10 protein-coding genes, 2 tRNA genes, 1 rRNA gene and 1 riboswitch are annotated in these 12320 nt (G+C 46.0%); of the genes, 11 read left to right on the forward strand and 2 right to left on the reverse strand.

Annotation, left to right across the window (positions count from 1 at the left end; translation table 11 throughout):
* Window positions 1-4: 4 nt before the first annotated feature.
* The 11 genes from rrf to thiH all read left to right on the forward strand — a co-directional run bounded on the left by rrf (window position 5) and on the right by thiH (window position 9163).
* A 5S ribosomal RNA gene (gene rrf, locus CBX98_RS23555) occupies window positions 5-121 on the forward strand.
* A gap of 46 nt (window positions 122-167) precedes the next feature.
* Window positions 168-244: transfer RNA gene (locus tag CBX98_RS23560), tRNA-Asp, on the forward strand.
* Between the two features lie 61 nt (window positions 245-305).
* A tRNA-Trp gene (locus tag CBX98_RS23565) sits at window positions 306-382 on the forward strand.
* A gap of 239 nt (window positions 383-621) precedes the next feature.
* The gene (locus CBX98_RS23570) at window positions 622-2004 is read left to right on the forward strand and encodes a multicopper oxidase family protein (protein WP_109170364.1); all 1383 of its coding nucleotides are present in this window, start codon (window positions 622-624) and stop codon (window positions 2002-2004) included.
* A 123-nt stretch (window positions 2005-2127) separates the two neighbouring features.
* A complete protein-coding gene (crcB, locus tag CBX98_RS23575; protein ID WP_005397071.1) occupies window positions 2128-2511 on the forward strand; it encodes a fluoride efflux transporter CrcB in 384 nt (127 codons plus the stop codon).
* Window positions 2512-2571: 60 nt separating this feature from the next.
* A riboswitch (TPP riboswitch) is annotated at window positions 2572-2670 on the forward strand.
* Between the two features lie 164 nt (window positions 2671-2834).
* Window positions 2835-4775, forward strand: coding sequence for a phosphomethylpyrimidine synthase ThiC (thiC, locus tag CBX98_RS23580; protein ID WP_109170365.1), 1941 nt, complete (start codon window positions 2835-2837; stop codon window positions 4773-4775).
* Entirely contained in the window at window positions 4775-6190 is a 1416-nt protein-coding gene (locus CBX98_RS23585; RefSeq protein WP_109170366.1) for a thiamine phosphate synthase, read from the forward strand. The genes thiC and CBX98_RS23585 overlap by 1 nt, the downstream gene beginning before the upstream one ends.
* A complete protein-coding gene (locus tag CBX98_RS23590) occupies window positions 6177-6950 on the forward strand; it encodes a HesA/MoeB/ThiF family protein (protein WP_109170367.1) in 774 nt (257 codons plus the stop codon). The genes CBX98_RS23585 and CBX98_RS23590 overlap by 14 nt, the downstream gene beginning before the upstream one ends.
* Before the next feature lie 38 nt (window positions 6951-6988).
* Complete coding sequence (gene thiS, locus CBX98_RS23595; RefSeq protein WP_109170368.1) at window positions 6989-7243, forward strand: sulfur carrier protein ThiS; 255 nt, start codon at window positions 6989-6991, stop codon at window positions 7241-7243.
* 5 nt (window positions 7244-7248) lie between these two features.
* Window positions 7249-8016, forward strand: coding sequence for a thiazole synthase (locus tag CBX98_RS23600; protein WP_104974679.1), 768 nt, complete (start codon window positions 7249-7251; stop codon window positions 8014-8016).
* 34 nt (window positions 8017-8050) lie between these two features.
* Complete coding sequence (gene thiH, locus CBX98_RS23605; RefSeq protein WP_109170369.1) at window positions 8051-9163, forward strand: 2-iminoacetate synthase ThiH; 1113 nt, start codon at window positions 8051-8053, stop codon at window positions 9161-9163.
* A gap of 150 nt (window positions 9164-9313) precedes the next feature.
* Here thiH and CBX98_RS23610 read toward each other — a convergent pair whose 3' ends face one another.
* Window positions 9314-11104 carry an aminopeptidase P family protein gene (locus CBX98_RS23610; RefSeq protein ID WP_109170370.1) on the reverse strand — a complete coding sequence of 597 codons (1791 nt, stop codon included), beginning with the start codon at window positions 11102-11104 and terminating at the stop codon, window positions 9314-9316.
* A 202-nt stretch (window positions 11105-11306) separates the two neighbouring features.
* Entirely contained in the window at window positions 11307-12248 is a 942-nt protein-coding gene (locus CBX98_RS23615) for a LysR family transcriptional regulator (RefSeq protein ID WP_006743068.1), read from the reverse strand.
* Window positions 12249-12320 lie beyond the last annotated feature (72 nt).

Below are 12320 nucleotides of genomic sequence, written 5' to 3' on the forward strand. Positions count from 1 at the left end.
TTTGCTTGGCGACCATAGCGTTTTGGACCCACCTGATTTCCATGCCGAACTCAGAAGTGAAACGAAATAGCGCCGATGGTAGTGTGGGGCTTCCCCATGTGAGAGTAGGACATCGCCAGGCTTTAAATTTTGGACACTTGCTGATTACAAGCGAGTGATACCACTGCGGAGTGGTAGTTCAGTTGGTTAGAATACCGGCCTGTCACGCCGGGGGTCGCGGGTTCGAGTCCCGTCCACTCCGCCACTTAATATCGACAACCTCGCCCATGCGAGGTTTTGTCAAATCTAGAATATAAGCATTCTACAGGGGTGTAGCTCCAATTGGCAGAGCAGCGGATTCCAAATCCGCGTGTTGGGAGTTCGAATCTCTCCACCCCTGCCATATATCAAGGCTCTGACTTAGGTCAGAGCCTTTTTTGTATCTGCTTGCCACTATGCATTTGTCCTCTCATCCCACCTATATGCCTTTCTGCTGCCTGCTGCTCTTTGTAAGTATTTATTAACTCACCAACCTATTAGACTAGTCGTTATAACCAAGTGCTCCGAAATGTTAGCAATAAATGAGAATCATTATTTATATTTAGTTACACTCAACCGATCTGGATTAATGGGTAACTATGTATGGATATATCTCGTCGACGCTTCCTTCAATCATCCTTAGCGATCTCCGCGCTTACTGTTCTACCTGCATGTTCTCTATCTAGGAGTACTAATAAGCAGGGGCAGTATATATACGATATCACTGCAGAGCCTTCTACGGCTGAACTAGTGCCCGGTTTCAATACTGAGGTATTAGCTTTTAATGGGCGTATACCTGCACCGATAATTCGTTGCCGACAAGGGGAAAAGGTAATAATCAACTTCATCAATAAGCTATCAGAGCCGACGACGATTCATTGGCATGGCTTGAGGGTTCCTATTGAAATGGATGGAGTTCCGTTTTTAAGCCAGGCTCCTATAATGCCCGGAGAGACTTTTACGTATGAGTTTACCCCGCCAGATGCAGGTACGTTTTGGTATCACCCACACATGAACAGTGTTAAGCAGCTTGGTATGGGGTTAGTTGGGCTAATAATTGTTGAAGAGGCTGAGCCTGTTCAGTTTGATGAAGAGCATGAAGTCGTCCTCAAGCATTGGCATTTAGACAAGCAAGGACAGTGGAAGAATCTAATGGTGCCGCGCTTGAGTGCACGTATGGGAACGCCAGGAGAGTGGAGTAGCGTCAATGGTATTCATGAGCCTGTTTATACGCTGAAGCAGAACGCGACTACGCGATTAAGAATTGCTAATGTCGATAACACCATTACCTATCCGATCGCGATTGAAGGCACAGAGGCTTGGGTTATTGCCATCGATGGCAATCCAGTTAAAACGCCTTATAGGCTCACTCAACACAAAATTGGTCCGGGAATGAGATTGGATATCGGATTGATTGCTCCGAAGGCTGGAGAGCGTGTTTATGTGCGTCAAATGAAAGGGCGCTTCCCATTCTCTTTGTGTGAGTTTGAAGTTGTTGAGTCTGACCTGCCAAGCAACAAGAAACTGCCTTTATTGCCTCTCAACCCTGTGCCTGATCTTGATTTGGAAAATGCGGAGCAAATCGATTATGTGTTTGAATGGGAGGGGGCGATCACTCCTGCCGATAAATCGGGCAAAGCGATACCTAAATTCTGGCTGATGAACAAACGAGCTTGGGAGGGAATGAGTAAAGATAATATCCCAGCACCACTTTCAAAATTGGAACTTGGAAAAACCTATATCTTCAATTTGAAGAACGTTACTCAATATCATCATCCTATTCATCTTCATGGGCATACATTTACTGTTCTTGAGTTAGATGGAAAGAAACTCGACGAACCGTTCCATACCGATACGGTTTTACTTGGAAAAAATGGCAGTGCCAAAGCTGCCTTTGTTGCTAACAACCCTGGACGTTGGATGTATCACTGCCATGTTATTGAGCACATGAAAACCGGTTTGATGGGGTATATTGAAGTAAAGTGACTCCTGTAACTTTTTTAATCTCAGCGTGTTTTAAATGCAATACGTTGTCGAATTCTAAAATTTCACCATCAATATTGCTTTAGTTTTGGTTACAATATCGTCATCAATAGTGTTGGGGGAATTATGGGGCAGTTTTCCATTCTTGGTTTTATTGCACTAGGTGGTGCTTTCGGTGCGTGTTCTCGTTACTTGATATCTGAACTGTGTGTCATTTTATTGGGGCGTGGTTTTCCATACGGTACGCTAACTGTTAATGTGGTTGGTTCATTTATCATGGGCTTGTTGATTGCTGCGTTCGACAATGAACTGTTGGCAACAGAACCTTGGCGACAAGTGATTGGTTTGGGCTTTTTAGGGGCACTGACGACGTTTTCCACCTTTTCTATGGATAATGTTTTACTTATGCAGCAAGGTGCGTTTTTTAAGATGGGGTTAAATATTTTATTAAATGTGGTGCTGAGCATCTCTGCTGCGTGGATCGGTTTCCAATTATTGATGCGCAGCTAGCAAAGTAGTTAAAAATTAAACAGGTCGGCTTGGTTTAACCAGGCCGTTTTTATATACTGATATCACTTGTCGGAGTGCCATAAGGCTGAGACCGTTAATTCGGGATCCGTTGAACCTGATCAGATTAGAATCTGCGAAGGGAACAAGAGAAGATATTTATACCGGAGTTCTTTCTGGTTGACCTATCAAATAGTCGAATGTTGTTATAGGCAAATTACTTAAGCTTTATTTAGCCTTAATTTGACTCCTCTTGTCGCATCTATCCGCCAAGCATTTTTATCCAATTACTTTTTATCTAGTATAACAAAGCAAGGAAAAATGCTATGTCGAGTCGCAAACAAGCGAGACTGGAAGCAAAACAGTTTATTGAAACACTCTCGGTACAGCCGTACCCAAATTCCACAAAAGTATATGTAGAAGGTTCACGTCCAGATGTTCGTGTACCTATGCGTGAAATAGCGCTAGCAGATAGTCTGATTGGTGGCACAAAAGAAGCGCCTATTTTCGAGCCGAATGAAGCCGTCCGAGTCTACGATACGTCAGGTGTTTATACTGATCCGAACTACGATATTGACCTTTATAGCGGCTTACCAAAGCTAAGAGAAAGCTGGATTGAAGAGCGAGGTGACACAGAGTTACTCGATGAAGTAAGCTCGGTGTACACCAAAGAACGCTTAGAAGACGAAACACTAGACGATCTTCGTTACGGTAATCTACCACGTATTCGACGCGCCAAAGATGGGCAATGCGTCACTCAACTGCACTATGCTCGCAAAGGTATTATCACCCCAGAAATGGAATTCATCGCGCTGCGTGAAAACATGGGTCGTGCCAAGTACCGTGATGATGTGCTGAATCAACAGCATCCTGGTCAAAGCTTTGGAGCTAATCTTCCAAAAGACATTACCGCCGAGTTTGTTCGCAAAGAAGTTGCCGAAGGTCGCGCGATTATCCCTTCTAATATCAACCACCCAGAATCCGAACCAATGATCATTGGACGTAACTTTTTGGTCAAAGTGAACGCCAATATCGGTAACTCATCGGTGACGTCTTCGATTGAGGAAGAAGTTGAGAAGCTCGTTTGGGCGACACGCTGGGGTGGGGATACCGTTATGGATCTCTCTACTGGACGTAACATCCACGAAACTCGCGAGTGGATTCTGCGTAACAGCCCGGTTCCGATCGGTACCGTACCTATGTATCAAGCGCTGGAAAAAGTGAATGGAGTTGCCGAAAACCTTAACTGGGAAGTGATGCGCGATACTCTGATTGAGCAAGCAGAGCAGGGCGTTGATTACTTCACTATCCATGCCGGTTTATTACTGCGTTATGTACCAATGACGGCTAAACGTGTTACTGGCATCGTTTCTCGTGGTGGTTCTATCATCGCGAAATGGTGTTTAGCGCATCACCAAGAAAGCTTCTTATATACCCACTTCCGAGAGATCTGTGAAATCTGTGCTAAGTATGATGTCGCACTATCTCTTGGTGATGGTCTGCGTCCTGGCTCGGTTGCCGATGCTAACGATGAAGCGCAATTTGCGGAGCTTCGTACTCTTGGTGAGTTGACTAAGGTTGCGTGGGAATACGACGTACAGGTCATTATCGAAGGTCCTGGCCATGTTCCAATGCACATGATCAAAGAGAACATGGAAGAGCAGCTAGAGCACTGCCATGAAGCTCCGTTCTACACCCTTGGTCCACTGACGACAGACGTCGCTCCTGGTTACGACCATATTACTTCAGGTATTGGCGCTGCCATGATTGGCTGGTATGGCTGTGCAATGCTTTGCTACGTAACTCCTAAAGAGCATCTTGGCTTACCAAACAAAGAAGATGTGAAAGTAGGCATGATCACTTATAAGCTTGCTGCACACGCCGCTGATTTAGCGAAGGGACACCCAGGTGCACAAGTTCGTGATAACGCGCTTTCTAAAGCTCGCTTCGAGTTCCGCTGGGAAGACCAATTCAACTTGTCACTCGACCCAGAAACCGCGCGCGCTTTCCATGATGAAACCTTGCCTCAAGAGTCTGGCAAAGTTGCTCACTTCTGTTCGATGTGCGGACCAAAGTTCTGCTCGATGAAGATTTCGCAAGAGGTACGAGAGTACGCGAAAGACACTGAGCAAGTTGCTGCGGACCAAGCTATCTCTATCAAAATGCTTGATGATCCTCTTGAGGGGATGCGTCAGAAATCTCAAGAATTTAGAGACACAGGTTCTGAGTTATACCACCCAGCAGCACATGCCGAGGTAAGTAATTAATGAGCAAAATCCTTATTCCGTCATCATTGATTGAACTAACAGGTTTAGTTCAGCAATGTTTGTTGTTGGCGAAAGAACAGGGTTTTAGCATCGAAGACATTGAGTTGGGTGTGAGCCCAACTCAATCTATTCAGCTTGTTCGCGACCAACAGACTACACATATAACGACTGATCTTATTGATGGACATAACTCTGAGCATGAGAGTTCATTTGTGCTTTATTACCGTTCTTCTTTATCGGTAGAAGTGTGTGCAAAGCAATCTTCTAAAGCGATTTATATTGGTATTGCTGATACTCAGGTTTTTGATGAAAAGGAGAAAGTGCTTCAGCTTGATATCTGGCGTCATCCAATTAACGATGAAGTGAGGGCGCTTTCCGTTAAGTCCAAACTCAACGCAATGTTCGATCCCGAACATCACCTTGCTTGGATAGTAACGCTGACAGTACTCGATTTTCCTATCGAAGATTCGTTAACTCTTGCTCGAGGAATGCTAACCCAACAAGCGAATGTTTCACGTGAAACACTATCGAATGACAACCTTGACGAGGAACAATCAACTCAGTGGGCTAACCAATTTGATGATTTCCCCACACCAGTACTGGAAGATAACCGACTAGGTATTCAAGTCGGTTGGTCTGCGCAAGGTGAGAGCGTTAACTTTCCAACTCTAACTAAGCAAAGTCTAGGGCTCTACCCAGTCGTTGATGACGTTGCTTGGATTGAGCGTTTACTGCCACTAGGCATCAACACTATTCAACTACGAATTAAGAACCCACAACAAGCCGATTTGGAACAACAGATCATTCGAGCAATTGAGCTAGGTCGTCAGTATCAATCTCAAGTGTTCATCAATGACTATTGGCAGTTGGCAATCAAATATGGCGCTTATGGCGTTCACCTAGGGCAGGAAGACATAGAAGAGTCGAATTTGGCTCAGCTAACCAAAGCCGGCATTCGTCTTGGTCTTTCTACGCATGGTTATTACGAACTACTGCGCATCGTACAAATTCATCCTAGCTACATCGCGCTAGGGCATATTTTCCCAACCACCACAAAACAGATGCCATCAAAACCACAAGGTTTGGTGCGCTTGGCACTGTATCAAAAGTTGATTGATAGCATTCCTTATGGAAACACAGAGTCGGTTTTCCGTCCTGCAAAAGACAAAGCAGGTAGTGACTATGTGCTTGGCTTTCCGACGGTCGCGATTGGTGGCATTGACCAATCTAATGCAGACCAAGTTTGGCAAACAGGTGTTTCTAGTTTGGCAGTTGTGCGAGCTATTACGTTGGCAGAATCACCTCAGTCCGTCATCGATTTTTTCGCACAACTGATGAAGGAAAGACAACTAACGTTTACTGATCAGAATAGTGAATTGGTGGATACCAAGAGAGGCGAGCATGCTCACGGATAAGCAGTTCCTTCGCTATCAACGCCAAGTCGCTCTGCCTGAAATTGCCGAAGTTGGGCAAGAGCGTTTGAGTAAATCGCATGTGCTGATCATCGGTTGTGGTGGATTAGGAAGCGCAGCGAGTTTGTACTTGGCATCAGCGGGCGTTGGTAAATTGGTTGTGGTTGATGATGATGAAGTTGATAGCAGTAACCTACAACGTCAGATCATTTATCGTGAACAAGACCTCCAAGTTACGAAAACAGAAGCGACTATAAAGCAACTCACTGAACTTAATTCTATGGTTCAAATTCGTGCCCTCAATAAGCGATTAGACAAAGCACAGTTGCAGCTTGAGGTGATGTTAGCGGATGTGGTGTTGGACTGCACCGATAACATGCCAACGCGCCAGCTAATTAACCAAGTTTGTTTCGAGCAAAATACGCCGCTCATCTCGGCGGCGGCAATTGGTTGGCAAGGGCAATTCGCTGTTTTTGATTACCAAACGCCAAGTGAACAAGAAGTGCGGAGTAAAGCCTGTTACCGCTGTTTGTATCCGTTTGACGAATTACCGCAAACGCAAAAGTGCAGTGAGAGCGGTGTCGTCGGTCCGGTGGTGGGCACACTTGGCAACTACCAAGCGATAGCGGCAATTCAAAAACTGGCGACGGGAAAGTTTCATGTTGAGACTGCTAAGTTACATCTGTTTGATGGATTGAAAATGCAATGGCAAACCATGGCGATAAGCAAAGACAAACAGTGCCAAGTGTGTGCTCAGATTTAGCTTACGAATAATGGGCAGAATTAAGAGAGTTGGAAGCAATGACGTTATCAGAACAACAAACAACACAAGTGACCGATGCTGACTTAGATGTGATCACGATTGTCATCAATGACCAGTCACATCAAGTTGCCAGTGAGTCGAATCTACAGCAAATCATTGGCCAATTTGCGCTGCCTGAAATGGGCTGTGTTTTTGCAATTAATAACCATGTTGTGCCGCGCAGTGAGTGGGCTAGCACAGTTCTTTCACAGGGAGATAGCATCTCTTTGTTTCAAGCGATCGCAGGGGGTTAAAGTCGATGCTTAAAATTGGTGATAAACAATTCGAATCTAGACTGTTCACAGGAACAGGGAAGTTTGCCAACAGCCGACTAATGGCAGAAGCGATTCAAGTGTCGGGTTGTCAACTTGCGACCATGGCGTTGAAGCGTGTGGATGTGAACGACCAACAAGACGATATTTTGCTGCCGTTAGTACAAGCTGGGGTGAACTTATTGCCGAACACTTCAGGTGCAAAGAATGCTAAAGATGCTGTGTTTGCTGCACAACTGGCGAGAGAAGCGTTAGGTACTAACTGGTTAAAACTGGAAATTCATCCAGACCCGAAGTACTTGATGCCCGATCCTATTGAGACACTAGCAGCCGCTGAGCAACTGGTTCGTGAAGGCTTCATTGTGCTTCCTTATTGTCATGCTGACCCGGTTCTGTGTAAACGATTGGAAGAAGTAGGCTGTGCTGCAGTCATGCCATTAGGTGCGCCGATCGGTTCCAATAAAGGGATAGTTTCTCACGATTTCCTAGAGATCATTATCGACCAAGCTAATGTTCCAGTGGTTGTCGATGCGGGTATTGGTGCTCCTTCACATGCCGCGCGTGCGATGGAAATGGGCGCGGATGCCGTGCTCGTCAATACTGCGATTGCAGCTTCGAGCGATCCCGTTGCGATGGCGAAGGCATTTAAGCTGGCGGTAGAGTCGGGGCGTATGGCTTATGAAGCCGGACTTGCAGGTAAGGTTTCTCATGCGGTTGCGTCGAGTCCACTGACGTCATTCCTAGATGAGCTTTAGTCCTAGATTGGTTTAGCTATTAAGCGAGGAAAACATGAGCTTCGTTGAGCAATTTAAGCAGTTTAATTGGGATGACATTTCGATGTCGATCTATGCGAAAACAGCACAAGATGTTGAGCGAGCATTGAATAAATCCAAGCGTGATTTGGAAGATTTTAAGGCGCTAATTTCACCGGCGGCAGAAGCGTACTTAGAGCAAATGGCGCAGCTGTCATACTCGGCAACTCGCAAGCGTTTTGGTAATACCATGTCGCTTTACATTCCACTGTACCTTTCTAACTTGTGCGCCAATGCTTGTACTTATTGTGGCTTCTCGATGGAGAACAGAATCAAGCGTCGTACCTTGAATCGGAACGAAGTGGCTGCAGAAGTCGAAGCCATTAAACGCATGAAGTTCGATAGCGTATTGCTGGTGACTGGTGAACACGAAACCAAAGTGGGTATGAAATACTTCCGCGAAATGGTACCGATGATTAAGCAACGCTTTAATTATTTGGCGATGGAAGTGCAGCCACTTGATCAAGACGAATACGCCGAGCTCAAGACATTGGGTTTGGATGCGGTGATGGTCTATCAAGAAACGTATCATCCTTCGACTTACGCCGAGCACCATTTGCGTGGAAATAAGGTGGATTTCGAATACCGATTGGCTACACCTGATCGTCTTGCAAAAGCGGGTATTGATAAGATCGGTATTGGCGCTTTGATAGGATTGGAAGAGTGGCGTACCGACTGCTTTTATGTGGCAGCGCACTTGGACTATCTTGAGCGCACGTATTGGCAGACTCGTTACTCAATTTCTTTCCCACGTTTACGTCCTTGTGAGGGCGCGCTCCAACCAAAATCAGTCATGACGGATAAACAGCTTGTGCAGTTGATTTGCGCTTATCGCTTGTTGAATCCAGAAGTGGAGTTGTCATTATCGACTCGTGAGTCACCGAAGTTCAGAGACAACGCATTGCCGTTAGGCATCACCAGTATGTCTGCTGCATCGAAAACTCAGCCGGGTGGTTATGCGATGGATGATGTTGAGCTCGAGCAGTTTGAGATCAGTGATGAGCGAAGTGCTGGTTCTGTGGAAGATATGATTCGAGCCAAAGGCTTTGACCCTGTATGGCGAGATTGGCACTCAGCGTATTCTGGTTAATCAGCAAATAAAGCTACTGGTCATCGTTATGTTTCACGTGAAACATAAGTAAAGAAAAGAGGGTTGATGCAAAACATCAACCCTCTACTTTTTTCTAGCTTCTAGCTTCTAGCTTCTAGCTTCTAGCTTCTAGCTTCTAGCTTCTAGCTTCTAGCTGTGTGCTACTGGTAGCGTTGCCTGACGAAGCCACTCTTTAACATCACCTTCGACTAGCGGGCTGATCTCATCCCATACTTTCTGGTGGTAATCATTCAGCCAAGCAAGTTCTGGACGAGTTAGCATATCAACGTTGATGTTGCGTTTGTCTATTGGGCAGCGTGTTAGCGATTCAAATGACAGGACAGGGAAGTCACCGTTAGTCGGTGTTTCAACAACAAGCTCTAGGTTCTCAATACGGATACCAAACGCATCTGCACGGTAGTAACCTGGCTCGTTTGATAGCACCATACCTTCTAATAGAGGCACATCAATTTGCTTCTTCGAAATGCTTGCTGGGCCTTCATGCACACTTAGGAAGTGGCCCACACCGTGGCCAGTGCCGTGATCGTAATCGTAGCCTTCCGCCCATAGGTGCTGACGAGCTAGTGTATCGATTTGGTAACCACGTGTGCCTTTCGGGAAACGAGCTCGAGCAACGCCAATATGACCTTTCAGCGCCAACGTAAATTGCTTCTTCATTTCTGCAGAAGGTTGACCAATCGCGATAGTACGCGTGATATCGGTAGTGCCATCGAGGTACTGACCGCCTGAATCCACTAGGTAAAGTGTGTTCAGCTCTAGCTTGCCAGGTTCAGGTTGGTTCTCGTGATTGTAGTGACACATGGCCGCGTTGCCGCCCGCGGCTGAAATGGTATCGAAGCTGAGATCCATTAGCGTAGGGTCTTCGCTACGAAATGCTTCCAGTTTGTCTGCTAATGTCGCTTCGTCATGCAGGTTACCAGCAGCAACTTCCGCATCTAACCAACATAGGAACTTGCTCATTGCCACGCCATCACGGATATGACACGCCTTCATACCGGCAATTTCAACCGAGTTCTTCGCCGCTTTTGGCATCAGACATGGGTCTGCTGCTGCAATCACGGACGCACCAGAGTTTTGTAGTACTAGCTTAAACCAAGCGTTACTGATTGCAGGGTCAACTAATACCTTTTTACTTGTCATGGCTTCAAGGCGAGATTGAAGTGCTTCTGGGTGGTGAACGGTCACACCGCTGCCTGCGTGAGCGTCAAAATCAGCAGGTAGACGAGCAGGATCGAGGAAGTATTCAACGGTTGAGTCGGCATGCAGAATCGCGTGAGAAAGCAGAACTGGTAGGCGTGATACATCCAAACCACGTACATTCAGCAGCCAACAAATAGAATCTAATGCTGTGATCACAGCGCTATCTGCACCCGCTTTTTTTACCAGTTGGGCGATCTCTTGACGCTTACTCTCACTTGATTGACCGACGGCTTCTGTTGGCATCAGGCGAACATCAGAGACAACAGGCGCTGGGCGGTCATGCCACAACTCATCAATTGGGTTGTTGGTCAGAATATTTAGCTCAAGCTTTCCAGCCAGTTTAGCTTGTGCCATGTCTAGCCAAGCTGAGCTGTGCATACGAGGATCAATTGCGACAGATGCGTTTGTTGGCAGGTTGTCTAGAACCCAATCTAAAGCTGGTTCTTCAATAAGGTGACGATATTCAAATAGGCCACCAGGGACTTGTTTGGTGACTTGAACGGTATAGCGGCCATCAACAAAGATAGCGGCTTTGTCTTTGGTGATTACCGCAGCACCAGCAGAACCAGTAAAGCCTGTTAACCAATGTAAGCGCTCGTTGTGCGCTGGGACGTATTCACCCAAATACTCGTCCTCGTGCGGAACCAGTAGGGCATCAATATTATGTTGTATAAGCCATTCGCGAATCGCATTCACGCGGCTGAGAGTTTCGTTGTGCATCTGTTTTATTCCTTCAAATTACCGCTCCTTCATGCTCAGGTGTGGGAGCTGTTTCCTTCTGCTTCATGCAGTTTATGATCAACGCAAGTTTGCAATGACTTAGGTTGAGTCGGAGTACAACTAGGCCATAGATGAGCCAAAAAGGACTACGACAGTTAAGCTACTCATTTTACCCGCTAAGCGCAAATTGAGAGCGGTATTTTTATCTAAGGTGATCAGTTTTTTGTGTGATCATCGTACGTAGCCAACCCAATGCAGGGTCGTTTTCTCTGTCTCGGTGCCAGAATAAAGTGTATGCCATAGGGGGGAATTCTAGCGGGAGTGGTAGTACGACCAAATCAAGCTGTTTAGCAGCGAGCTGCACAAAATGGCTTGGAGCGGTAAAAATAAAGTCAGTGTAGGAACATAAACTTGCGGCACTATTAAAGTCCGGAACGGTGACGGCAATATCGCGGTCGGCTCCAATATCGGCAAGGCGATAATCTAACAGCCAACGGTCGTTGCCGTCACAACGCACTTGTACGTGACGCAGGGCGAGATACGCTTCGAGGTTCCAAGGCTGTTTTAATGCTGGGTGATTTTTGCGAATAATACACATCTGGTGATCTCGATAAATTTCCAGTTCGCATATGTCATCGGGTGGCAGCAGAGTCAGCTTGGCATCATTAATATCGATGTCTTTTCCAGTTAAGCCTAAGTCTAGCTCTCCACGTTGCAGCATTTTAAAAGTATTATCGGACCAAGGGTGAGTGCTGATCGTTACCCCAGGGGCTTGCTGAAAAATCGCCGGTAAGAAATGGGGTAGAATCAGAGGGTAAACACTTTCAACCGCTGCTATTTGAAAACGGTATTCGCTACTTTGTGGAGAGAACTCTTCTGGTTGAGTCAGTACTTCTAACTGGTTTATCAACAGATCCAGTTTCGGCTTAAGAAACAATGCGCGCGGCGTTGGTGTTAATCCATGCGAGTTTCGGGTGAAAAGCGGGTCATCAAATTGGATGCGCAGTTTAGCCAGTGATTTGCTCACGGCAGACTGACTCAAGCACAGTCGGTGGGCGGCTCGGGTGACATTTAACTCTTCTATCAAAACTTTAAAACAGACCAATAGATTTAAATCGATACGAGCCAGTTTTTCGACGTTCACGGTGAATTTCCTCTAAGGAATAATGCTCATGATTATACATCATTTCCATTCATATCATCAGATGATTAAGCT

Origin of the sequence: Vibrio sp. T9 (genome assembly GCF_003123985.1) — a bacterium.
Taxonomy (GTDB): Bacteria; Pseudomonadota; Gammaproteobacteria; order Enterobacterales; family Vibrionaceae; genus Vibrio; species Vibrio diabolicus.